Below are 24,982 nucleotides of genomic sequence, written 5' to 3'. Positions count from 1 at the left end.
TGCAGAGCCTATGGTTCAACTTGCTTTCTGCAAAATCATGCTTAACAAAATTATTGTGTAATTTTTAAACAGTTTCTAAATCTGCCGGTGATGGCGACAATACCATTAATACCAATGTCGTGAGGGCTTTGATTTCACGGTTTGCTTTGTTTGAGGGTACGTGGCGAAGATATCACAACTTGGGGGATGAGGAGAAATATTTTGATGCTTGTATCAAATACTCAGAAAAGCTGATGCAAGCATATCCCGATTTGCATGACAATTGGGGAGAAATGCTGACTTCCAATCTGGCCGGTATGAAAGGTATTATCCTCTACAAAGAATATGTGCCGTCAGAAGTGAACAACTATGCCATGCACTTGGTAGAGCGTACTTCCACTCACAACATTGAAATGCCTCAGCATATTGTTGATATGTACCTGTGTTCTGACGGTAACCCCATTGGTACCAGTGAGAAATACGAATGGGGAAAGACTGATAAAACTATGTACTCCACATTCCGTAATCGTGACCGCCGTCTTCTGGAAACCGTGGCACCTCCTTATGAAGTGGTTAATCATGCTAATAAAAGTTGGGAGTATGTAGACGGCAAACGTGAGTATATGGATATTTTGGGAGTTACTACCTATACTGGTTATGGTGGCGGTAACGGTGAGGCTGGTAAGCATAAAGTGTTTCCTATGATGAACTGGTCGGGAAACATCCTCCCTGCAGTTCCCCATTTCTTTACCAATCAAGGCGGTGTAGGGTTCTGTGTGGCTAAGAGCGGAAACTATGTATGGAGATTATATAACGTCTGGGATTGCTCGTTGGAGAACAAGGCAGAGGCCGACATGCCTATTTTTAAGATTGATGAAGTACTGCTGAACTATGCGGAAGCTAAATATGAAAAAGGTGAGTTCAATAACGAGGTAGCCGACATTACTATCAACAAGTTGAGAAGGCAATTCGCAAAAATTGCAGATATGGACGTGAATGCTATCAATAACGGTTTTGACCCGAATCGCGATCCGGATGTAAATCCGGTTTTGTGGGAAATCCGCCGTGAACGTATGGTTGAACTGATGGGGGAAGGATTTGGTTTCTATGATGTACGTCGCTGGAAGAAAGCCGAATGGTTTATAAATAAAGTGGCTTATGGACAATGGGCTACCAAGGAACAAATTGGCGAAGGAGGAACTTTCATCAATCTTGAAACAGGTTTGGCAACTACTGATAAAGAGCAGAAAGAAGGTTACATATATATGTACAATGACCCTACCAAAGTAGGTAAGGGATGGTTGGATAAATACTATCTGTATCAGATTCCGACCAATGAAATTGCACTGAATCCTAATTTGCTTCCCAATAATCCGGGATGGTAAAACTATAGGACTTAGACTGAAAACTTTATAAATGGAGTGTTGAGAGACACTCCATTTATTTTTCAAGATATCTTCAACTTTTACTCAATTATCATTATCTTTACATACAAAATGTTTATTAATACTTTTAATACTGAATTATGAAGCCCAATCAATCCCTTTTCTGCTGCACGGCCTTGCTGGGCATATTTTGCAGCAATGGTATATCTGCTGCCGATAGAAATAAAGAGAACAAACCCAATATCCTTTTTATCTTGTGTGACGACATGGGGTATGGAGACCTCGGGTGTTATGGACAAAAAAATATTGATACTCCCTGTTTAGATCAAATGGCGCAAGAAGGTATGCGTTTTACCCAGGCATATGCTGGAAGTCCTGTCAGTGCACCTTCACGGGCATCTCTGATGACCGGACAGCATACTGGACACGGACATGTACGAGGAAACAAGGAATATTGGCGGGAACAGTCTATCGTGATGTATGGCAACAACAAAGACTTTTCTGTAGTAGGGCAAGAACCTTACAGTCCAGATCATATCATACTTCCCGAAATCATGAAGAATAACGGATATACCACCGGTATGTTCGGTAAATGGGCAGGTGGTTATGAAGGCTCCTGTTCTACTCCTGACAAACGTGGTGTTGATGAATATTACGGCTTTATCTGTCAATTTCAGGCACACCTTTATTATCCTAATTTCTTGAACAGATACAGCAAGGCAATGGGAGATACCGCTGTTGTGCGAGAGGTCTTGGAAGAAAACATTCAATATCCCATGTATGGCGAAGATTATAAGAAACGACCGCAATATTCTGCTGACTTGATTCATCAACGTGCTCTGCAATGGATTGAACAGCAGAACCCTGAACAGCCTTTCTACGGTCTGCTGACCTATACACTACCTCATGCGGAATTGGCACAGCCCAATGATTCCATCTTGAGAATGTACAAACAGCGTTTCTTTACCGACAAGACTTGGGGAGGAGATGAGGGATCGCGTTATAACCCTGCGGTATATACCCATGCTGAATTTGCGGGTATGATTACTCGGTTGGATAAATATGTGGGTGAAATCCTGGCCAAACTGAAAGAGAAGGGACTGGATGAAAATACCATTGTTATATTTAGCAGTGATAATGGTCCTCATGAAGAAGGGGGGGCGGATCCTGCTTTTTTCGGACGTGACGGCAAATTGCGTGGGTTAAAGCGACAATGTCACGAAGGAGGTATTCGGGTACCATTTATTGTACGCTGGCCGGGGCATGTACCTGCGGGCACAGTAAACAACCATCAGTTGGTATTTTATGATGTAATGCCAACCTTCTGTGAATTGATAGGAGACAAACGTTTCCCTAAAAAATACCTGAATAAGCAGACTGAGGGAGACTGCTTTGATGGGATTTCTTTTGCTCCTACCATGTTGGGCAATGATGAAAAACAGCAAAAGCATGACTTTCTTTATTGGGAATTTCATGAAACAGATCAAATAGGTGTGCGTATGGACGATTGGAAAATGCTTGTAAAGAAAGGTGTTCCATACTTATATAATTTGGTGACTGACCTTCATGAGGACCATGATGTGTCTGCCGATTATCCTGAAATTGTTAAACAGATGAAAGAGGTTATCTATAGGGAACATTGTCCTAGCGAACTGTTTAGAATTACGCTTCCCTCTTTGGAACCGTAAAGTAACTGCTGGAAACATTTGAATTATGAAATTGAGAAAAATAAGAATCTAAATTATAGGAATCAGTTTAATTCACCGTCTGGCTTGTAATGAGTCAGACGGTTTTTGTTTCCACATGATTCTAATTGGTTGATTTTCAATGTTATTTTTGTGTAAAGGAGGGCTATATGCAGATTTTACGCCTTTTATATCTCCTGAAGATAGATAACTGCGTTGCGCTCCAAAATATAAACCGTTTCTGGTTTCATAGTTTGCTCACTATTGATTGAAAAAGCTGACATCCGTTGTGAAAAGAGGCACTTCCGAATTTTTCTTTTCTTTTGAAATAATACGTAAGAGATGGTAGCTGTGTGATGATTGGTCTGGGCCAGCATTCTTGTTTTTGTAAACCATTACTCTTACTATATATTCATATCCTGTTTCATGATTGAAATTTGAAATGCCAGTATGCATTAGTTCCCAGTTTGTTTTTCCGTTTTTCTTAACCCAATAAGCTGTACCCTCATTGGTGGTAATGACTTCTGATGCAATAACTAATGTTTCATCATAAGAATTTTCGTCATCAGAACACGAGGTGCAAAAGCTTACCATAAGTGTTAATAACACATAGCACAAGAAATTTGTAGTCTTCATAAAATGGTGTATTAGAAGTTATGTAGCAAATATAACTTATTTTATAATAAGTTGCCTATTATTTCTTGTTTTTATTTAGGCCTTTTTGTTTTCTAACCTTCTTGGCGTTTGTTTCTAAGGTCTTCTTATTAATAGCGTTGATTACATAGCCAATGAAATCGGGAATCTTTTTTTCTTATGGCTTTTTCGACAGTCTGCATTGTTTACAAAACCAATAGGGTGACCTTTTATCCGTATACTGAAGGTAATTCAGTCGTATACTGAATGTATTTCAATATACGACTGAATTGCGTTCAGTATACGACTGAAATAGGCTCTATTTATATGTGCTGATAATCAAATAGTTATATTTATGCTTTGTGGTGGTGCAAAATCATAACAAATTGAAGGCTCTAAGCGAATCGGAACAGCGAAAAAATGCATTACCTGTGACTGGAAAATAGAAAAAAAACTGCAGTATCAAAGCACCATTATATATAATGTATAGTGTCGCATCAATCCCCTTCTGTCACAGAGAATGGCTATGGTTTGCATTCATCGAAAGCATCAACAATGCCAGCGGCAAGTAATCTTTCAGGCTCTGCTCCAATAACTTCACAGCTTGCTGCACGCGGTAGTACACCAGCTTGTCGGACACCCCCAGCCGTGCCGCCATCTCCTTGCACTCCAAGCCCTGCATGCGGTAGAGCATGAATGCTTCGCGATAGGTTTCCGGCAGGGATGCCAAAGCAGCCTCGATGCGTTGCTGCAACTCTTCAAGGCTGAAAGGTTCTTCATCGTAAAGCAGGTCGTTCATGTCCTGGCAGAAACGTTCGTCGGCGCGGTGCATGGCATTGTCCTTGGCAAGCTTGTTCAGCACGCGGTGGTACACCATGCGGAAAAGGTACGCATTAAGCGACGAGTTGATGAGCAATGACTCACGCTTCTCCCAAAAGCAGGCAAACACATCTTGTACCACCTCCTCGGCATCGTCCATGCCTACAAAGCGGCGGGCGTATGCGCAAAGCAGCGGATAATAGCGGTGGAACAGTTGTTCAAAACTCTTCTTTCGGAAACAACGCTCCCAAGATTATCTACGGTTTCAACAACGCCCTGCGCTACAAACGTTTCGATCTCAATGTATATTTCTATGGTGAAGCAGGCCGCAAAGTGACTTCCAGTTATTGGGAAGACTGGATTGACACCAACCAGAACTCACAGAATCTCTCTCATTATGTGTTCGACTCGTTCAGCAGCGAGAATCAAGGTTCCAAGAACCCCAGCATCTTGGCAGGTAGCCGCGGAAACGGTGACTATTACTTGAAGTCGCTCTACTTCATCCGTTGTGGAAACATTACTCTGGGTTACAACGTTCCGGTGAAGAAGAACTGGGGCATCTCCAACCTGCGTGTGTATGCTGATGTCAACAATCCGTTTGTTATCACCAACTGGACAGGTCTTGACCCCGAAACCGATACGGGTACTTACTCTTATCCTAACGTGACCTCTTACAGCCTTGGTCTGAACATCACGTTCTAAAGGACAGGCAGAAGAGCGAATAAGTAAAACAAAGAAAAAAAATTAAAAGATTAATCGATTATGAACAAGATAACAGAACTGTTGATGGGATCCATCTTGCTGGCAGCCTCGAGCTGTGCGCTTGAGAGTGAAGTGTATGACAAAATTAGCCCGGATAATTTTCCTTCTACCTGGATACCGCATGGCATGGTCTTACTATCACACTTTTGAAAAGGGTGATTACCGTCTGACACGCATCTACGGTGAATATACCGATACGAGCGGCAAGCAACACAGCGAAGAACTGGACAAGACCGACGGTTCGTTGAGAGTAGGTGCGGTTCCGGGCAAATACACCATCGACGGCATGATTGGCGACAAGGGCATGTGTGACGTAGTGGTATTCCGCTTCTCGGATGTAAAGACCCTTTATGCCGAGGCAGTGGTGCGCAACAACAATAGCGTGAACGCCATGGCCAAGGAGTATCTGAACGAAATCCGTACCAAGCATGGCAAACTGCCTGCCTTCACTGATGATGAAATCGGTACGGTAGATAAGTACCTTGACAAGCTGCTTGAAGAGCGCGGACACGAGTTTTACATGGAAGGTGTACGTCGTCAGGACCTTATTCGTCATGGCCGCTATGTGGAGATGGCTATCAAGAAGAACGAATATGCAGGTCATTCTATCGAAAACGTGAAGCGTATGGAAGGTGGCAAGTACGTATATGAGCTTCTGCCCATTCCGGTGGCTGCCATCCGCGACGGACTGACAAGGTAAGATTGTGCAGAACCCGGGATTCTGATGATGTAAATTCTAAAAACAAATAATTATCATATTTGTATTTTTCTTAGTAGGAGTCCGGCGTGTGTGATACATACCGGACTTCATCTATATTCATAAATACACAAATAAACCGTATCTGATTTTTCTTACAACATTTTTTCTCTTATCTTTGGAAATTCATTGCAGGATATGGTATCTAAAACCTGAAAAATGATTATGACAATAAAAAGGATATATAACAGTACATATATCGCTGTGTTCTGCCCGTTATGCCATCCGTTGTGCTAACGGGAATACGACGTGGACTGTGGCTGAAGGAGGCCGCTACGGCATCAATGTACTGACGGAAGTGAGTGTGGAAAATAAATAATATCATGAAATTTGCGTTACTCTTTCTTTTACTGGGATATTTCCCTGCTTTCTCCCTCGCACAGCCGACAGGCGGTGAAGTGATTCGTCCCCTGATGGGGTGGAGTTCCTGGAACACCTATCGGGTGAATATCAGTGACGAGTTGATAAAAAAACAGGCAGATGCCTTGGTACAGACCGGATTGAAGGAAGCCGGCTATACTTATATCAATATAGACGACGGCTTTTTCGGTCACCGCGATTCCACCGGACAGATGGTTACCCATCCCGTGCGCTTTCCGCATGGGATGAAAGGCGTGGCAGAGCATATCCATTCGCTCGGGTTGAAAGCAGGCATCTATTCGGATGCGGGCAGCAATACCTGTGGTTCCATTTGGGATAACGATACCCACGGCGTGGGCTCCGGGCTTTATGGACATGAGCTGCAGGATGCCCGGCTTTATTTTAATGACTGGGGATTCGATTTCATCAAGATAGACTATTGCGGTGCGGGCCAGGAACTGGATTTGGAAGAAGAACGACGCTATTCTGGGATATGCCGTGCTATCCGCGAAGTGACGGAACGTCCCGTCTCGGTCAATATCTGCCGTTGGGCCTTTCCGGGTACGTGGGCGGCACGGTTGGCATGTTCATGGCGCATCAGTCCTGACATCCGGCCGGAGTGGGCATCAGTAAAATCCATCATCCGGAAGAACCTCTATCTGTCGGCATACGCCGGCGGCGGGCACTACAATGATATGGACATGCTTGAGATAGGACGGGGGCTGACTCCCGTAGAAGAAGAGACGCATTTCGGGATGTGGTGCATCATGAGTTCGCCACTGCTGATAGGCTGCGACCTCACCACCATTTCCGAAGCTTCACTCCGGTTGTTGAAGAACAAAGAACTTATAGCTCTGAACCAAGATTGGCTGGGTTTGCAGGCATACGTGGCCTTGCGCCAGGGCGAGGGATATGTGCTGGTGAAGGACGTGGAACAATTACGTGGACGGATACGTGCCGTGGCCTTATACAACCCTTCGGACACGGTATGCGGTTTTCATGTTCCTTTGGAAGTGCTTGAACTGGCAGGCACGGTCAAGGTGCGCGACGTGGTGCGGCAGAGGCAATTGCCGTCCATACAAGGGGTGCTTTGCAAAGAGGTGCCTCCCCACGGTGTACTGATGCTGCGCCTGGAGGGTGAAAGGAGAATAGAGCCTTCGCTTTACGAAGCCGAATGGGCTTATCTGCCTTGCTTCAATGATTTGGGCAAATCGTCCAAGACGGTGGCATATGTACCCATGCCCGAAGCCTCGGGCGGCATGAAGATTGCTTATGTAGGAGGCAGCTGCGAGAACTATGCCGAATGGAACAAGGTATATAGTGAGCGAGGCGGATGGTACGAACTGACGGTGGATTATATTCCCGGCAAGTATCGCCGGCTGCTCATTGAGGTGAATAATGGAGAACCTATTCGGATAGACCGCCTACGTGAGACGGCGGAAGGACATTCTGTGGCTTCGATTACGGTGCCTGTACACTTAAAAGCGGGGTATAACACAGTGCGCATGGGTAGCCCTTATTGCTGGGCACCGGATATAGACTGCTTCCAACTGAAACGGATAGGCGACTGACCTGCCGTTTACCCGACATGCAATATTTACTTTAAAAATAATTATATCCAATGAAAAAGCATTTTCTTTCTTTTTGTACCTGCCTCTTCCTTTCGCTTTTGGCAGGTAATGTAATGGCACAGGATGTGACCGAACCAAGTGTTCCTCATGCCAATGACCCGGCATGGAACAAAACCTCTAAGAACCTACAGGCCGCCTGGGGAGACACCAATCTGCAAACCGACAAATTCATTTGTCCCATAAGCAGTAAACTCTCAAAGTACCTGATCCTGACCGCCTGGCGTGGCGAACGCCTGCATGCCAAGTTCCTGGTATGGTCAGGAGAAGAAGAAGGCAACCTGCGTTTTGAAGTGGAAGAGCAGGAAGGATGTCGCTGGACGGATGAACAAACCACCGGATTCGTGCGCTATGTGATGACCGACGAACTGAACAAGAATGGCGGCGGTTGCGGTTATCGTCCGGACAAGACTTTGTTTGATTCTGCCCTCGTTGCCGACCGCATAGAGCCTATGCGCACGTTACGCTATGAAGCGCGTACCGTACGTCCGGCGTGGATAACTTTTGACGTGCCACGTGATGCAGTTTCCGGTATTTACAAAGGTCGGATAAGAGTGGAATGCGAAGGCAAGGAATGCGGCGTGCTGCCGTTTACAATCCGGGTGATTGACCGCACAATGGCACTGCCTGAAGAGTGCAAATTCCATCTGGATTTGTGGCAAAATCCCTTTGCGGTGGCGCGTGTGGCAAACGTGCCTTTGTGGAGCCGAGAACACTTCGAAGCCATGCGTCCGCTTATGCAACGGCTGGCACGTGCTGGTCAGCGCGGCATCACCGCTTCCATTACCCATAAACCATGGAACGGACAGACTTACGACTATTTTGAGAACATGATTACCGAAATAAAGAAGGCAGACGGTACGTGGATGTACGACTTCACGGTATTCGACCGTTGGGTGGAATTCATGCAACAGTGTGGCGTAGGTCCTTACATCTACTGTTATTCCGTCATTCCCTGGAAACTCTCTTTCCGCTATTACGACCAGGCAACCAACTCCATAGTAGACAAGAAGATGAATGTCAACAAGCCCGAGTTCGATGACTATTGGGTGAACAAATTGTCAGCTTTTGCTACTCATCTGAAAGCGAAAGGCTGGTTCGGACATACTATCATTGCTATGGACGAACGTCCCAAAGAGAGTATGGAGGCAGCTTTGAGAGTCATCCGTAAGGCTGATCCGAACTACAAAATATCACTTGCCGGAAACTATCACGCTGAACTTGAAGGAGAACTGTTCGACCTCTGCATTGCCTACGACACCCAATATCCCGACGGAGTGGTGGACGCACGTCGCCAACAAGGAAAGATAACGACTTTTTACACCTGTTGCACGGAATCATGGCCTAATACCTTTACTTTCTCACAACCGGTAGAGGCATCCGCTTATGGTCCGATAGCCGCCGAACGTGGACTGGACGGCTACCTCCGCTGGGCATACAACAGCTGGGTGGAATCACCAGAAGTCGATACTCGTTTTCACACATGGGCGGCAGGCGATACCTACATCGTGTATCCTGACAACCAATCATCTGTTCGTTTCGAAAAAATGGTGGAGGGGATACAGATGTTTGAGAAGATACAAGTGCTGAAGCAAAATCCCCGTTATGCCAAGAGCATTGAAAAGTTGTTAAAGCCTTTTGCTTACAAAAAGATTAATGCCGCCACTTTGGGTGAGGATATTAAAAGACTGAACGCTTTTCTTAACAAGTAAAAAGAAACCAAAGTGAATTTTTATTCAAATAATGATTCGCTATTCGAGATAGACAAGCCGTTGGTATATGCCGACTTTTATTTTCATCCAATTCAAACAAGTTATGAAGAAATACGCATTTTTATTCTTGTTGCTTAGCATGTTTTTCATCTTTATTGCACAATCCGGCAACAAATACCGTATTGAAATCAAAGATGGACAATTTGTTTATGACGAAGAGGCTGTCTGGGTTATTTCCGGAGAAATGCACTACACACATATTCCGCATCAATACTAGCGGCATTGTGTAAAGATGTTGAAAACCACGGGATTAAATATTACGTATTTTGGATTTTGCATGAACTGGAGCCTGGAAATACGGACTGTCCGAAGGTGTGATTAACGGGCAAGTCCTTGTTTTTGTTAGTGCAGGTGTATCATGTGCTGAGGGTGTGTCAAAACCCTCTTTTTAACAAAATCACCCTTGCTACAGATATCTGTGACAGGGGTGATTTTCATATTTTTGGTGTTTTGACGCATCCCCGGTCTTCGTTTGAACAAAATTTCTTTGTATTTTTGCAAAAAATATAGATGGGATAATGAAAGCACTGCTTGTAAAAATACTCCGCTGTTTGATGCTGATACTGGTTATTGTATTGACTGGTCTTGGATGTTATATCTATGAGAAAACTTTGGCTGCCTTATGGATACCTGTAGGGGTGGGGATTGTAGTAGCAGTCGTTACACTTCCTCTATCTAAGAAATGGGTATGGTTGACGACAGTGGAGGGCATGGGCATGAATATGTTGTGTCATGTGGTTTGTGTGGGCCTCATCGGGTATTCGCTTTTTCTTGTGGGGAATTATCAGATGGCGGCTCCTGCTTCTACTCAAGAGGTGACGGTTACCGTACTTGAAAAGCTGATAAAAGAACAGGAAAAGAAACGTAAAGTAGGCAGGCACCGTTATGTGTCGGCTGGAGTGCGTAAAGAATATTTCTTAAAGGTAGCTTTCGAGAATGGAGCGATAGAGACTTTGCATGTTTCCACAGCCACATACAATAAAGCACGAAAAGGCAAACCGAAAGTCCTGACTTTGCAGAAAGGAGGTTTCGGATTGCCAGTGATAACGAAGGGGTTATAGTTTTCATCTCCTCCGTGTAAGACATCAGATGAGTAACAGAATGCTCTTCTTAAGGATTTTTGCGTACAAATTGTCTGTGAATCCAAATGGTGGCATCAGTCCTTTGAATTTCAATAATACATAATTGGAATCAGTCGGACTTTTGCTGAAGTGCGTAATGAACCAGTCTTGCTACATTCCGTGCTTATACTCCTGCGGGGTGGTCGGCTGTCAAGGTGTGGTTCAAAGACAGAAAAGTGGACGAAATGAAGAGCTATTATATAATAGTACCTTGATGATACCAGCATAATCGTTTCCGGATATAGTATAATGTGAATATTCCTTTCTATAAAGTGCTGATATTTATAAAGTTCTATATTTTTTGCAGATTTTAGGTATACGTAGTTCAAAGAATGTTATCTGAAATGAAAAGAATGGGCAATGTTTGTCATTGCTCTGTCTTTGTCTTATCTTTGAGTAGATAATATAGGATATCATTTTAAGAAAGGAACTAATAATAAGATAATAATATGAAGAATATTGAGAAGGCGACTAATAATATGAAAATGGTATATTCCATTCTGTGCAATCTTAAGAGGTGTACAATCTTTGAATTACAGAAACTGACGAAGTTCAGGGATGTGGATTTGTGTTTGGCCTTGGGGTATCTGCTGCAGAATAACCAGATTTATCAGAAGCGTATTGATAACATGGTTTACTACGGGGTCATCGCAAAATGAGAAGATATACAATAGTGCGCATATCTAACTATTATTTAATCAGTGTGTTAAAAGCCTATGTTTGAGTAATGAAAGCCTGATAAATTCAACCGGGTTTTGCAGCTGACCCCATTTTCATTGTGATTCTGTATTGTGCTCTGAAGCATCGGTATGATTATAAACTTTCCAACCAACTCATTACGTAGCAGATACCTTTAAAAGAAAAAAGCAATTATCTATTTCAGATAATTGCTTTTTTTGGTGAACCGCTTGGGGCTCGAACCCAAGACCCCAACATTAAAAGTGTTGTGCTCTACCTGCTGAGCTAGCGATTCAGACCTTATTGCTGTTAAGCGGGTGCAAAGATAGCTACTTTTGTTTAAAGAAACAAATGTATTAAAGAAAAAAGTTTTGATGACGACTTTTATTTTTATTTTTCTTGTTGATTATCAGCTTGTTCAAACTTGCGAATTTTTTCTCTGTTTATGATGAAACGTTGATAGTAGGAGAGCATAAGGGTGGTAAGTGGGAGTGCTATAATCATGCCCAGCATTCCCATCAATGAACTCCAGATTGATAAAGAAAGTAGGATGATGGCAGGGTTCAGGCCCGTAATCTTCCCCATGACACGCGGTACGATGAATCCGTCTTGAATGACTTGTACTATTATGAATACCGCAAGGGCCGATGCGATGATAATCCAGAAGTTTCCTCCCGTATCCGCTGCTTTCAGTATGGCCAGCACGATGGTAGGTATAAAGCCGATAATCTGCAAATAAGGTACTAAGTTTAAAGCACCGATGAACAGGCCGAGCCCAATGGCCAGTGGGAAATCAATAATCAGAAAACCTATACTGAACAGAATACCGACACACAATGCCACGAACGCTTGTCCGCGGAAGTATCTGTTCATGCCGTCTTTTACATCGTTCATCACACTGACTACGAAAGGCCGGTATTTTTGCGGTACCAGGTGGGTCCATCCTTCGGCAATGCTTTCGTAATCCAGTAATATGAAGATTATATAGAGAAGAATGAGAAAGAAAGTAAAGAAGCTGAACAGTAGATTGACGGATTCTGACAGCAAGGACCAGAGCCGGGGAACGGTTTCCTTGATGGCGTTCAGCATATTCTCTTCCTTGAACAATTGGGTGACGAACTGGGTGTCTATGTTCTCACGAAGGAATTCGGAGAGTGTTCTGGGCACATTGCCGTCGTGGGTTCCGTTGGAAAAGTAGTCTATTACCAAATCTTTTACCCTGACGAATTCGTTCATCATGGGAGGCACAAGCAGATAGAATGCGGTTCCTCCTACAATCAGAATACTGAACAAGGCGCAGAAGATGGATATGACCCGGTTCTTGAGCCTTAATCCGTACTGGAAAAAGGTGACCAAGGGGTATATCAGATAGGAAATGAGCCATGCGATGAAGAATGGCAGCAATACGCCGCTTAGACGCTTGAAGAGCATAAGGATGCCGATAATGACGACACCGAGTATGACACCGCGAATAAAACTGTCGAATGTAATCTTTTTGCGTTCCATAATGCTCCGTTTTTTTTGTATTCGTTAATGACCGTTTTCCTTTTGGTCAGCTTGGATGGCTTGCTGATAGCACTCCCGGCATAGGGGTTCATACTCTTCGGTTTCTCCCAGCAGTACTTGTTTGTCGTTCTTGACGGTACGGTGGGAGAACGAGGCGAGTTGACCGCATTTCACACAGATGGCATGTACTTTGGAAACTTCGTCTGCAATGGCACACAGTCCCGGCATAGGTCCGAATGGAATACCGCGGAAGTCCATGTCCAGTCCGGCTATAATGACGCGTATACCATTGTTGGCAAGCTGGTTGCATACATCAATCAGACCGCTGTCAAAGAACTGGGCTTCGTCAATGCCCACTACATCTATCTCTGAAGTGAAGAGCAGAATGCTGGCAGACGAGTCGATGGGAGTGGAGGCTATGGAATGACTGTCATGCGATACGACATCAGCTTCGGAATAACGGGTGTCTATGGCAGGCTTGAATATCTCTACGCGTTGTTTGGCAAATTTTGCCCGTTTCAGTCTCCTTATCAGCTCTTCGGTTTTGCCGGAGAACATGGAACCGCAAATGACCTCAATTCTTCCCCTGCGTTTGGTTTCCTGTATATGATCTTCTGAAAATAATACCATGTTTTCAAGTGTTATATTTAAGCACAAAAGTAACACTTTTGTTTGCTTTCCGATATTTTTTCATTATTTATTTCTACATTTGTAGCGTTAACACGGACTGTGTAAAGGATATGCAAACCCTATTAAACGACATAGAATTAGATATTCAGGAATTGAAATGTTTGATGCAGGCCATTTCAAGTGATGCCAATCCGACATTGAGGATTGTGGCAAGACGGAATATCCAGCAGATGAAGGCACGCTTGGAGGCGTTGCAAGAACTGCTTGAGGAGGCGCCAACGGTTGTTGTGCCACCCTTAGAGGAACTCCCTGCTGTTACTGCTCCTTTGGCCGAATCGGCTTCTCCGGTTGAACCGGTAGTCCCTGATACAATGAAGATGGTATGTGAGGAACCGGCAACAGTTCATACGGCTGAAGTGCTCCAGACTGTTGCAACTTCGGTGTCTCCTATTTTGGCGGAACGCATCAAGCCTTCCAAGGACTTGCGGCATGCTATCAGCCTGAACGATTCGTTCCGTTTTGTCCGCGAACTGTTCGCAGGCGATACTGCACGGATGAATGAAGTGGTACGCCGTTTGGGTGAGGCTCCTTCTTTGGACAAGGCTATGGATATTTTTGCTTCGGAAGTGCACCCGGATGAAGAAAATGAAGCCGCCGTCGATTTTATGGAACTCCTCAAAAAATATTTCAGCTAAACAACCGATAAGTATGGGAAAACTTTATGTAGTGCCTACTCCGGTAGGAAATTTGGAAGACATGACATTCCGTGCTATCCGGATTCTGAAGGAAGTGGATTTGATACTTGCCGAGGATACACGTACCTCCGGCATATTGCTGAAACACTTTGAAATAAAGAATGTGATGCAATCTCACCATAAATTTAATGAACATAAAACGGTTGAAAGTGTTGTTAATAGAATAAAGGGGGGAGAAACTGTAGCTTTGATTTCGGATGCAGGTACGCCGGGTATATCCGACCCAGGCTTTCTGGTGGTCAGAGAGTGTGTGCGTAATGGTATCGAAGTGCAATGCCTGCCGGGAGCGACAGCTTTTGTGCCGGCATTGGTGGCTTCCGGATTGCCGAATGAGAAGTTCTGTTTTGAAGGTTTCCTTCCACAGAAGAAAGGAAGGATGACCCGCCTGAAGGCATTGGCCGAGGAGCGTCGTACCATGGTGTTCTATGAGTCTCCCCACAGATTGGTAAAAGCTTTGACGCAGTTTACCGAACATTTCGGTGCCGAACGTCAGGCATCTGTTTCGCGGGAAATTTCAAAGGTGCACGAAGAAACGGTGCGTGGAACGCTTACAGAATTAATAGAACATTTCACGGTGAACGAACCGCGTGGTGAAATTGTGATTGTAGTAGCAGGAATAGACGATTAAATAACTTCATTAACCAAACGTAAAACGAAAGCGTATGAAAAAGTTAGCAGTTTTAATTGTATGCGCGGCTGTAATGGCTTCGTGTGACAGCTTCTCTGGTGGCAATAAGAATCAGTTGAAAGCTGAAAATGATTCTTTATTGATGGAACTGACTCAGCGTAATGCTGAATTGGACGAGATGATGGGCACTTTCAATGATATTTCAGAAGGATTCCGCCAGATTAATGCAGCGGAGAGCCGTGTAGATTTGCAACGTGGCGCCGTGGCAGAAGGCTCTTTGAATGCCAAGCAGCAGATTGCGTCGGACATTGAGTTTATCCGTAAACAGATGGAAGAGAATAAGGAGCAGATTGCCAAACTGCAGTCCATGTTGAAGAACAGTAAGAATAACTCTGCCCAGTTAAAGAGAGCCGTAGAATCTCTGACTCAGGAGTTGGTGGCAAAGACCCAGCGTATTGAGGAATTGCAGGCTGAACTGGCTTCCAAGAATATCCGTATTCAGGAACTGGATGCTGCTGTGACCGGTTTGTCTACTGAGAAGGAGGAATTGACTGCCGAAAATGAGGCGAAGGCTCAAACCGTTGCCGAGCAAGATAAGGCACTTAATACAGCTTGGTTTGTGTTTGGTACAAAGAAGGAGTTGAAAAATCAGAAGATATTGACAAACACCGGACTTTTCAAAAAAGGTCAGGTGCTGAAGGATTCTGATATCAATAAGGATTACTTTACACAAGTGGATATCCGTACGACAAAAGAGATTAAACTATACTCTAAAGATGCTGATATCTTGACTACTCATCCTGCTGGCTCTTATGTGTTGGAGAAAGATGATAAAGGACAGCTGACTTTGAAGATTACAAATCCGAAAGACTTCTGGAGTGTGTCCAAGTATCTGGTAATCCAAGTAAAATAACACTGTTATAGACTGATACAGAACGGACGCAGGTTATTGGAATTGATAATCTGCGTCTATTTCTATATATCCCTCTCCTTTAAATTATGGCATCCCAATATAAGAACCTGTTTTTTGACCTGGACGACACGCTTTGGGCATTTTCCCTTAATGCACGCGATACATTTGAAGAGATGTATCATAAGTATGATTATGACCGTTTCTTCCGCTCTTTCCAGCATTTCTATACTCTTTATCAGCATCGTAATGTAGAGCTGTGGGAAGAATACGGCAGAGGCCAGGTCAGTAAGGAAGAGTTGAACCGCCAGCGTTTTCTATATCCTCTGGAGGCAGTAGGGGCGGGGGATGTTGCTTTGGCCGAGGCTTTTTCTGATGATTTCTTCTCGGTAATTCCCACAAAAAGTCGGCTGATGCCGCATGCGTATGAGGTACTGGAATATTTGACAGGGAAATATAACCTCTATATCCTTTCCAACGGCTTCCAGGAGCTGCAATGTCATAAGATGCGTTCGGCAGGCATTGACCACTTTTTTAAGAAGATTGTTCTCTCTGATGATATCGGTATCTTGAAGCCCTGGCCCGAAATTTTTCATTTTGCCCTTTCTGCCACACAATCCGAGGTGCGTGATTCTTTGATGATAGGCGATAGTTGGGAGAATGATGTGGCAGGAGCCAAAGGAGTGGGTATGCACCAAGTGTTTTATAATGTAACCGGAAAGGAAGAACTGCCTTTTTTGCCGACTTATCATATCAGTAATCTGAAAGAATTGATGCAGATTCTGTGACATTGAAATTTTTAGTTGTACTTTTGTCTGCAGAAACGTATATTATACAGCTATGGACACAATCTTACCTTTCACTCTACTTTGTTTTACCTCCTTCTTTACGTTGACAAATCCTCTCGGCACCATGCCGGTGTTTTTGACCATGACGCATGGAATGACAGACCGTGAACGGCAGTCGGTAGTATCGCGCGCCACTCTGGTTGCCTTTATTACGATTATGGTTTTTACGTTTGCAGGGCAGTTTCTCTTTAAGTTCTTCGGTATCTCTACCAATGGTTTCCGTATTGCCGGTGGAGTTATTATCTTTAAGATTGGCTTCGATATGCTGCAAGCCCGTTATACCCCAATGAAACTGAAAGATGAGGAAATCAAGACTTATGCCGACGATATTTCCATTACTCCTCTTGGAATTCCGATGCTTTGTGGTCCTGGTGCTATAGCCAATGCCATTGTACTGATGCAGGATGCCCATACCATTCAGATGAAAGGAGTTCTTATAGGAATGATTGCCTTTATTTATCTGATTACCTTTTTTATATTGCGTGCTTCCACGCGGTTGGTCACAATCCTGGGTGAGACGGGAAACAATGTGATGATGCGTCTGATGGGACTTATCCTGATGGTTATTGCCGTTGAGTGTTTTGTCAGCGGAGTGAAACCGATATTGGTGGATATATTGAAAGAAGGAGGCATACCATCACTGGCACACCTCCTCTAAACACTTTATTTATAAAAACACATTGGGAGAATTCCCAAGTTCTTTAGGCTACTATTGATTAATAGCCTGGATTTTGTTCTATGTTCGGATTGGCATTGATTTCACCAACGGGAATTAACGGGAGCGCTTTCTTGGAGTCGCGGTTGAATGTACGTGCTTCTTCGCTCAATACGTCATGCCATCCTCTGTCATTAACGTCCGTGTAGCGTGTAATGGTTTCACCTCGGCGCATAACATCGAAGTAGCGCTGTCCTTCACCTACAAGTTCCTTGCGGCGCTCAATGTAGATGCGGTCTAATGTGATGTTTCCGCTGGTTACTTGTTTGCTTTCATCCGTTGTGCGGTTGGATATGATATCGTTCAGCAGGTTGGCAGCCTTGTTCTTGTCTCCGGCTTGAAAAGCTGCTTCTGCTGCTGACAAGTAAACTTCTGACAAGCGCAGCAACGGGACATTGGAGTAACGTACATCTCCGTTTACAGCAGGCATTTTGTTGATGTAAACTTTGCGTTTGTCAAATCCTCCTGCTGCCGCTGCCAGTAATATGTCGTTACGGATGTCTGCCGGGTCGGATGTAAGCATGTCAGAGAAGTCTTTTGTGACAATTACATCTCCATATCCGGGAGAAGCGCCAGCCTTGTCTGCATATAAGTAGGCAATACCTTCACGGTCTGTCCAGTCAGTATTGTTGTTGATGGAAATCTCGAACATGATTTCTTTTGAATGATTGGCATCACTTTTGCTCCATGCAGCAACATATTCGGACGGTTCCCAGAGTTTGTAAGACGAGTTTGATATGATGTCTTCAGCTACGGATAAAGCCTTGCTCCATTCGCCTTTTGTCATATATACACGTACCTGCAAGGCTTTGGCAGCCCAAAGGTTGACATAGCCCACTTCATTGGTTTTGGGCAGTGCATTTGAATTGATTGCATCTGTCAAATCCTTCTCAATAGCCTCATAACATTGAGCTACTGTGCTGCGGCTTGGCTTTTCTGTCGATTCCAGTGGAGAGGTAGCGATGGGCACACCGAGTGAGCTGCCTTGATCTACCGTATAAGGTTTACCGTAGATACGTGTAAGGTCAAACAGTGCCATGGCGCGCAGAACTTTTGCTTCTGCATCATATTGGTCAATAGTGGCTTTTGCCTCTGCCGCGTCGGTCAGGTTGCCACTTTCTGCTGCCTGAATCAGACGGTTGGCGCGTGCAATGACTACATAAGGCATCTGCCATACGGCTGTTGAGGTGGTGAAATTGTCGGCAGTTGTATATTCCATATAGTAGTAGAAGTTTGCTCTTCCACTTCCACCGTTATATTCATATTGGATATCTTCCCCTCTCATGTCACCGTATACGAACATGAGGCGTCCATAATAATTAATCAGGCTACTGTTACCTTTAACGGCAGCATAAAGTCCCGTCCGCACATTGGCCAGATCATCGCTGTTCTTGATTGCGGTTTCAGCATCTATTCCGTCTGCGGGTGACTGATCCAGCCAACTGTTGAGGCATGATGAAGTGCTGACTGCCATAGCTGCGCAAAGCGTTGCTGTGTATAATGTTTTTAATATTTTCATTTTCGTATCTTTATTAGTTAGAAATTCAATTCTATTCCGAATGTATATGTTCTCAATGCCGGAGTCTCAAATGTGCATAGTCCGTCTACACGCATTTCCGGATCTACAAATAGGTCTTTGGACTTCCATGTAAGCAGGTTGGAACCAGAGAAGTAGATTCTGGCCTTGCTAAGTCCAAGCTTGCTGATGTAGTTTTGCGGAATGCTTACACCTAATGTGAGGTTCTTCAGACGTAGATAATCAGTAGGCATCAGCCAGCGTGAAGACAGTGAAGCTGCGCTTCCATATTCAAATTTAGGCAATGTGGCATTTGTATCGCCCGGTATGGTCCACATCTTTGAGATGTCATAGTATGTTGGTACGGCACCACTATATAAATATGAACCGCCATTGGAGTGCTGCCAAGTGGAGTAGTCAAAAGCATCACCACCCAATGAATAAGTGAAAGTGAAGCCTAAGTCTATAAACTTCCATTTGAGGTTGTTGGTAAGACCGCCTTCTATACTAGCCTGATGCTTGCCTACAATAGTTTTGTTGGCTTCAGAGATATTTGTAGTTGTTTTGCGGGCATTCTCTGTTCCGTCATTCAGGTAGAACATTTCTTTACCGGTCTCAGCGTCGACTCCGGCGTATTCATAAACGTAGTATGAATAGTAAGGCTCGCCTACACGGTGAATCAGTGGTCCTGATACGATTTCATTCTGCTGGCCATCTAATTGGGTCAGTTTGTTGCTGTTATGTGCCATGTTCAGAGAAGTGGTCCACGTGAAATCCTTGTTTCTGAAATTGGTTGATGTAATGGTCAACTCAAAACCGGAGTTCTTCAGTGAACCGATGTTTTGCGGAGTGGTATACCCATAGCTGCTATCATAATATCCGCCAACTTGTGATACGGGAAGGTCGTATATAAGGTCACTGGTTTTACGTTGATAGTAGTCGAATGTTACAGAGATACGGTCAATGAATGAAAGGTCGAGACCGATATTCCATGTTTTGTTCTTTTCCCATTTCAAGTCCGGATTTGCAATTCCGACGATTGACATTCCTGACTGTCCATTGTATATGATTCCATATTTATAGAGATTCATATAAGCATAATAATCTGATGGTTGAGTTCCGTTTACACCGTATGACACACGTAGCTTTCCATCTGTCAATACACTTTTGACGGGATTCAGGAAACTTTCGTCTATGAATCTCCATGCCCCGGAAACTGACCAGAAACTTCCCCACCGGTTTTCTCTAGCCAAACGTGAACTTCCGTCGGTACGATAACTGAAACCGAGATAATATCTGTCTGCATAGTTGTAATTGGCACGTCCGAGGAACGAAGTCATGCGATAGCTCTGCCTGTTGGTTTCGGCACTTGTCGAACCGGCATTTGTCAATTCGTACAAATCACCCGGATAGTCTTGGCCTGCCATGTAGTTGAAAGCATATTCCGTATCTTGTGTTTCAAAACCAAGCAGGGCATCAATATTATGCAGACCGAAAGAGTTGATGTAAGAAAGTTGAGTTTGTGTATTCAACTGGTCATTACGATTGACAATACGCTGCATAACACCGCCTGGGGCACCGTTGTTTGAGTGTCGATCCCAAAGAACATCATTGGTACCTTGTGCGTAATCATAAGCAATCTTTTCACTTAAATTCAACTTATCCCAAATATTATAAGTCAACTTGATTGTATTGAATGCCTTCATCAGGGTATAAACGTCGGAACTGTGTTCTCTTTCATACAGAGGGTTGACTCCAAATACACCGCAACCATTGTTTAATGTGCCGTCTTCATTATAAGGAGTTGATGAGGGATTTTGGAAGAATGCGTAATTGGCCACAGGTCCATCATAGGAGGTAGCTTCATTGGTTTTGTTTTGTCTTACTTTTGAGAATTGGCTTGTAACCTGAACTTCAAAGTCTCCAAACTTATGAGTGAGGTTTGCATTACCAGTGAAACGTTCTAGACCTTGTTTGTAAATGATACCTTCCTGATTGGTATAAGCTGCTGAGGTGTAGAACTTGGTACGGTCGTTACCGCCAGATACGCTCAGCTGGTAGTTCTGATGAGAACCGTTACGGAAAAGCAGGTCTTTCCAATCCGTCCATCCGGTCGAGGGTTTTGAAGCAAAATCCTCGATGTTTTGGTCTGCAAAAGTTGCGGCATCTGCGTCAGACATGTTTCCGGTGTATAACCCATAATTCTTGAGACCGGTCCATAAGAGTTCACGGCGCGAGTCACCGTCGAGCATAGGACGATAATCTATCGCCATGTTGGAGAAACCCCAGTCAGAGCGGAAACTTACATTTGTTTTGCCTTGTTTTCCGCTTTTCGTCGTAATGACCACAACACCGTTGGCAGCACGCGAGCCGTAAAGAGAGGCAGCCGCCGCATCTTTGATAACTGTGATAGACTCGATGTCATTGGTATTGAGTGAAGACAAAATATCAGTTCCTGCATCACTATAAGTGAACTCGGATAAGTCTCCACTTGTGACCGGTGTTCCGTCAATAACATAAAGCGGATTGTTTCCGGCATTGATGGAACCCATACCACGTACACGGATACTGCTTACAGAACCAGGATTACTTGAACTTGAGCCAAAAGTAACACCAGCGACATTACCAGAAAGTTTGTCGGCAACAGAAAGAACCGGTACATCTTCCAAGGTGGAAGTGTTTACAGTAGAAGCAGCTCCAGTAAATGATGCTTTTTTAAATGTACCGTAACCGGTAACCACAACCTCTTCAAGTAGCTCAGAATCGGATTTCAAAATTACCTTTACATGAGGTTTGATCGCCACCTCCTGCGTCTGCATACCAACAAACGAGATTACCAGAGTTTTCGCGGAACTACAATAAGTGTATATTGTTAAAAAACAATTGTTTACGTTTACTATAGAACAGAGTTTATTCTATTGTATATTATCTATAAAGGTATACGGCAAAGGGAGGTAAGTGGCTCGAAGTACCCATTTTATACCGTTTTGAATAATTAAAAGCTGATAATGAGCGCGTTATTGTAACATTTCATTCTACTCTTTTAATTGGTGATGTACTAATTAACCCAATAAATGTTTTTTATTCAAGAATAACGATAGATTATATAGAGGAATTTATCTTGAAAGATAGATTTTATCCATGAAAGTTCCAAAATATTTTTTGTTGAGAAATATTTGGTTTACATATGTTATTTATAATCGATGAATATATAATATATACGGAAAAATTTAATTATAATTGAAGGGTTTTATATCTTTGCGCATAAACTAAATCGTGTTTGAATATGAAAAATTATATCTCCCGCCCTTTATACATAAGGAGAATTGAACCGTTTATTGATAAAAGTATAATAAAAGTAATAACTGGCCAACGTAGGATAGGTAAAAGCTACATTCTTTTGCAGATATCAGATATCATAAAGAAAAACATACCGGAAGCCAATATCATTTTTGTAGATAAAGAGCAACTTGCCTTCACGGAAATTAGGAACTACATGGATCTTTATCAATATGTTTTAAAGAAGGTTACTGGGCATAATCATAACTATCTTTTTGTAGATGAAATCCAAGAGATTGAAGAATTCCAATTGTGTCTGCGGAGTTTATTGAACGAAAATAAATGCGACATCTATTGTACCGGAAGCAATGCTAAAATGCTGTCCAGTGAACTTGCTACTCAATTGGCAGGAAGATATATAGAATTTCCCATTCATTCACTTAGCTACGGGGAATTCTTAACTTTCAATCAATGTCAAGATTCCACCGAAAGTTTAAAACTCTATCTTACATTCGGAGGTATGCCATACATTCATAATCTAACAATGGACAAGAATGTTATATTCGAGTATTTGAGAAATGTTTATTCTACTATCCTACTAAAAGATGTGGTTGCCCGTGAATCAATCCGGAATGTATCTTTTTTGGAGAATCTCGTAGCTTATCTGATAGATAATACCGGCTCTCTTTTTTCTGCCCAGAATATTAGTAAATATTTAAAGTCGCAACACGTCAACATTCCCACGCAGACAATTCTGAACTATCTAAAGGCACTGTGTAATAGTTTCTTCATTTACAAAATTCAACGAGCTGAAATCCAAGGGATGAAAATCTTTGAGATTGGTGAGAAATATTATTTTGAAGATTTGGGATTACATAATTCCATACAGCATTTTGATTTCCGAAAAGATATCAACAAGTTAATGGAAAATGTTGTATGCATTGATTTGTTGAGATATGGATATGAAGTATATGTCGGAAAGAGTGGAAATAAGGAAATTGATTTCATTGCTTCCAAAGACGATCATAAAGTCTATATCCAAGTAGCGTATATGCTTCCCGATGATGCAACCGTTCAGCGAGAATTCGGCAATCTTTTGGAAATAGCAGACAATTACCCCAAATATGTAGTTACAATGGATGAAATGCAGAGCGGGGGAAATTACAAGGGAATTAAACAGATTTCACTGCGAAACTTTTTGTTGGCAGAGGATAAAGAAAGATTGTAAATCTATAATTTAATTTCCAACATGAGAAGAGTAAATCAATAGGCTTTTCAATTTTTAGACAAGTTCTTTGAGATATGACTACTGAAACGAGCTGAATGACAATAAGGCAGATATTAAAAAGCCGCTCATTTCACAATGGGCGGCTTAAAACACTTTATTTATAAAAACACTTTGAAGGTAGTGTAAAATATATTTTCGCAAATTATCTCTAATCCTATTTGCATAAAGGGCCCTTAAGTTCAGATATGGAATTCGCCTTATTCTTAGAAAAAGTAAAATTGTCGTTAAAACAAGAAAGGGATAATGTAACTTTTTCTATCTTTGTTCTTATAGATTAACAAGCAATATGGAGGAACTAATGAAAGGAATGTCTTTGAATGCTGCAAAAATAGAGTTGATGGTTTTTGTGATTGACGAGTTTGCCAAATTGCATGGCTTAAAGTATAAACAGGCTTATAGCTATTTGGACTTTCACGGTGGACTTGCTTTCTTGGAAAAGCATTATGATGTAGAACATACACTTTCTTTTAATGAAATCCTTTCCGATGTATCGCAAGTTTGTATTAATAGAGGAGGAATGATTCAATGAAACTGTATCATGGTTCCAATACGATAATCTCAAAGATTGACTTATCCTTATCAAAGCCCAACAAGGACTTTGGAAAAGGGTTCTATCTTTCAGATGACAGAAGTCAAGCGGAAGCAATGGCGTTACGTACCGTTGAAAGGAATGAATGCGGGGAAGCGATAGTAACTGTTTTTGATATTGATGACGAAAATCTTAACGATTCCTCATTAAATATTAAGACTTTTGAAACTTACAATGAAGAATGGGCTTTGTTCGTAATGAAAAACCGATATGAAAATGTCGGACATGAGTATGATATTGTCATAGGTCCAATTGCTGATGACAGAATCGGACTTCAAATTTTGAATTATTACAATGAAAACATTGATTTACCCACTCTGGTGAGGAAGATCTCATATAAAGGAGGCATTCATCCGCAATATTATTTTGGTACGGACAGAGCAATAGAACTATTAAAGTTTGTAGAATATGGAACAGTTCTCAGATAATGAAATACGTTATGCAGTCAATAGCATTGCTAAAGATATCATTACGCGATTGGTGGAAGTGGAAGGACTTTCCATACTAGAAGCTATGCGATTGTTTATCCAGTCGGAAACATTTGCCAAGCTTCAAAATGTCAAAACCGGATTGGTCTTTCAGAGCTATCTTTATGTATATAGCTTTTTAGAAAATGAGATGAAGAAAGGGATAAGTGAATAAAAGAAAGCAAAAAACTGTAGTAATTGGGTAGGAGGTAAATGTTGTTCATAAAAGGCATTTACCTCCTACTTTCACATTTACCGACCTCCCACACCAC

Annotated in this window: 24 protein-coding genes and 1 tRNA gene; 18 read left to right on the top strand and 7 right to left on the bottom strand. The window is 42.7% G+C overall.

The genetic code is table 11. The features are described 5' to 3' along the window. Nucleotides 1-119 precede the first annotated feature (119 nt). Nucleotides 120-1,364, top strand: a complete 1,245-nt coding sequence (locus M1B78_RS16345; protein ID WP_257941252.1) for a RagB/SusD family nutrient uptake outer membrane protein — start codon at nt 120-122, stop codon at nt 1,362-1,364. Between the two features lie 140 nt (nt 1,365-1,504). Next, a complete protein-coding gene (locus M1B78_RS16340; protein WP_257941251.1) occupies nt 1,505-3,052 on the top strand; it encodes an arylsulfatase in 1,548 nt (515 codons plus the stop codon). Between the two features lie 258 nt (nt 3,053-3,310). Here M1B78_RS16340 and M1B78_RS16335 read toward each other — a convergent pair whose 3' ends face one another. Both M1B78_RS16335 and M1B78_RS16330 read right to left on the bottom strand, forming a co-directional pair. Further along, nucleotides 3,311-3,685 (bottom strand): DUF4377 domain-containing protein, encoded by a 375-nt coding sequence (locus tag M1B78_RS16335; protein WP_257941250.1) that lies wholly within the window; start codon nt 3,683-3,685, stop codon nt 3,311-3,313. Between the two features lie 508 nt (nt 3,686-4,193). Then, nucleotides 4,194-4,694, bottom strand: a complete 501-nt coding sequence (locus M1B78_RS16330; RefSeq protein WP_257941254.1) for a sigma-70 family RNA polymerase sigma factor — start codon at nt 4,692-4,694, stop codon at nt 4,194-4,196. Here M1B78_RS16330 and M1B78_RS16325 point away from each other — a divergent pair. From M1B78_RS16325 to M1B78_RS16295, 7 genes are all read left to right on the top strand, one after another. After that, on the top strand, nt 4,682-5,203 hold the full coding sequence (locus M1B78_RS16325; protein ID WP_257941249.1) for a hypothetical protein: 522 nt from the start codon (nt 4,682-4,684) through the stop codon (nt 5,201-5,203). The genes M1B78_RS16330 and M1B78_RS16325 overlap by 13 nt on opposite strands. 136 nt (nt 5,204-5,339) lie before the next feature. Beyond that, nucleotides 5,340-5,963 (top strand): RagB/SusD family nutrient uptake outer membrane protein, encoded by a 624-nt coding sequence (locus tag M1B78_RS16320; RefSeq protein WP_257941248.1) that lies wholly within the window; start codon nt 5,340-5,342, stop codon nt 5,961-5,963. A gap of 380 nt (nt 5,964-6,343) precedes the next feature. Further along, a complete protein-coding gene (locus M1B78_RS16315; RefSeq protein ID WP_257941247.1) occupies nt 6,344-7,951 on the top strand; it encodes an alpha-galactosidase D in 1,608 nt (535 codons plus the stop codon). A 50-nt stretch (nt 7,952-8,001) separates the two neighbouring features. Beyond that, nucleotides 8,002-9,720: a DUF4091 domain-containing protein gene (locus M1B78_RS16310; RefSeq protein ID WP_257941246.1), complete on the top strand. Its 1,719-nt coding sequence runs from the start codon at nt 8,002-8,004 to the stop codon at nt 9,718-9,720. A gap of 103 nt (nt 9,721-9,823) precedes the next feature. Continuing rightward, nucleotides 9,824-9,997 (top strand): hypothetical protein, encoded by a 174-nt coding sequence (locus M1B78_RS16305; RefSeq protein ID WP_176469617.1) that lies wholly within the window; start codon nt 9,824-9,826, stop codon nt 9,995-9,997. 301 nt (nt 9,998-10,298) lie between these two features. Further along, a complete protein-coding gene (locus M1B78_RS16300) occupies nt 10,299-10,841 on the top strand; it encodes a hypothetical protein (protein WP_176468873.1) in 543 nt (180 codons plus the stop codon). A 509-nt stretch (nt 10,842-11,350) separates the two neighbouring features. Beyond that, a complete protein-coding gene (locus M1B78_RS16295) occupies nt 11,351-11,560 on the top strand; it encodes a winged helix-turn-helix domain-containing protein (RefSeq protein ID WP_136009778.1) in 210 nt (69 codons plus the stop codon). A 238-nt stretch (nt 11,561-11,798) separates the two neighbouring features. On the opposite strand, the gene M1B78_RS16290 is transcribed toward M1B78_RS16295, so the two are convergent. The 3 genes from M1B78_RS16290 to M1B78_RS16280 form a co-directional block, all read right to left on the bottom strand. Then, a tRNA-Lys gene (locus tag M1B78_RS16290) sits at nt 11,799-11,874 on the bottom strand. A gap of 95 nt (nt 11,875-11,969) precedes the next feature. Beyond that, entirely contained in the window at nt 11,970-13,085 is a 1,116-nt protein-coding gene (locus tag M1B78_RS16285) for an AI-2E family transporter (protein ID WP_136009779.1), read from the bottom strand. Between the two features lie 24 nt (nt 13,086-13,109). Beyond that, nucleotides 13,110-13,715, bottom strand: coding sequence for a thymidine kinase (locus tag M1B78_RS16280; protein ID WP_136009780.1), 606 nt, complete (start codon nt 13,713-13,715; stop codon nt 13,110-13,112). Nucleotides 13,716-13,825: 110 nt separating this feature from the next. On the opposite strand from M1B78_RS16280, the gene M1B78_RS16275 reads away from it, so the two are divergent. From M1B78_RS16275 to M1B78_RS16255, 5 genes are all read left to right on the top strand, one after another. Next, nucleotides 13,826-14,410 carry a hypothetical protein gene (locus tag M1B78_RS16275; protein ID WP_257932144.1) on the top strand — a complete coding sequence of 195 codons (585 nt, stop codon included), beginning with the start codon at nt 13,826-13,828 and terminating at the stop codon, nt 14,408-14,410. 13 nt (nt 14,411-14,423) lie between these two features. Beyond that, nucleotides 14,424-15,098, top strand: a complete 675-nt coding sequence (gene rsmI / locus M1B78_RS16270; RefSeq protein ID WP_257932143.1) for a 16S rRNA (cytidine(1402)-2'-O)-methyltransferase — start codon at nt 14,424-14,426, stop codon at nt 15,096-15,098. A gap of 34 nt (nt 15,099-15,132) precedes the next feature. Continuing rightward, on the top strand, nt 15,133-16,011 hold the full coding sequence (locus M1B78_RS16265; protein WP_136009783.1) for a hypothetical protein: 879 nt from the start codon (nt 15,133-15,135) through the stop codon (nt 16,009-16,011). 86 nt (nt 16,012-16,097) lie between these two features. Continuing rightward, entirely contained in the window at nt 16,098-16,796 is a 699-nt protein-coding gene (locus M1B78_RS16260; RefSeq protein WP_257941245.1) for a YjjG family noncanonical pyrimidine nucleotidase, read from the top strand. Nucleotides 16,797-16,848: 52 nt separating this feature from the next. Then, a complete protein-coding gene (locus M1B78_RS16255) occupies nt 16,849-17,514 on the top strand; it encodes a MarC family protein (RefSeq protein WP_136009785.1) in 666 nt (221 codons plus the stop codon). Between the two features lie 58 nt (nt 17,515-17,572). Here M1B78_RS16255 and M1B78_RS16250 read toward each other — a convergent pair whose 3' ends face one another. Next, on the bottom strand, nt 17,573-19,090 hold the full coding sequence (locus M1B78_RS16250) for a RagB/SusD family nutrient uptake outer membrane protein (protein ID WP_257941244.1): 1,518 nt from the start codon (nt 19,088-19,090) through the stop codon (nt 17,573-17,575). 17 nt (nt 19,091-19,107) lie between these two features. Further along, nucleotides 19,108-21,957, bottom strand: a complete 2,850-nt coding sequence (locus M1B78_RS16245; protein WP_257941253.1) for a SusC/RagA family TonB-linked outer membrane protein — start codon at nt 21,955-21,957, stop codon at nt 19,108-19,110. 416 nt (nt 21,958-22,373) lie between these two features. Here M1B78_RS16245 and M1B78_RS16240 point away from each other — a divergent pair, with 416 nt between their 5' ends. From M1B78_RS16240 to M1B78_RS16225, 4 genes are all read left to right on the top strand, one after another. Further along, on the top strand, nt 22,374-23,594 hold the full coding sequence (locus tag M1B78_RS16240; protein ID WP_016274181.1) for an ATP-binding protein: 1,221 nt from the start codon (nt 22,374-22,376) through the stop codon (nt 23,592-23,594). 346 nt (nt 23,595-23,940) lie between these two features. After that, nucleotides 23,941-24,183, top strand: a complete 243-nt coding sequence (locus tag M1B78_RS16235; RefSeq protein WP_136009518.1) for a DUF3791 domain-containing protein — start codon at nt 23,941-23,943, stop codon at nt 24,181-24,183. Beyond that, entirely contained in the window at nt 24,180-24,671 is a 492-nt protein-coding gene (locus M1B78_RS16230) for a DUF3990 domain-containing protein (protein ID WP_257941243.1), read from the top strand. Before M1B78_RS16235 ends, M1B78_RS16230 begins: the two co-directional genes overlap by 4 nt. Next, a complete protein-coding gene (locus M1B78_RS16225) occupies nt 24,652-24,885 on the top strand; it encodes a hypothetical protein (protein ID WP_257932138.1) in 234 nt (77 codons plus the stop codon). The genes M1B78_RS16230 and M1B78_RS16225 overlap by 20 nt, the downstream gene beginning before the upstream one ends. The last annotated feature ends 97 nt before the right edge of the window (nt 24,886-24,982 follow it).

The organism is Bacteroides muris (ex Fokt et al. 2023), from assembly GCF_024704895.1.
GTDB lineage: Bacteria > Bacteroidota > Bacteroidia > Bacteroidales > Bacteroidaceae > Bacteroides > Bacteroides muris.
The sequence above is the reverse complement of the archived record's forward strand: the minus strand, read 5'-3'. Positions and strand labels throughout refer to the sequence as shown.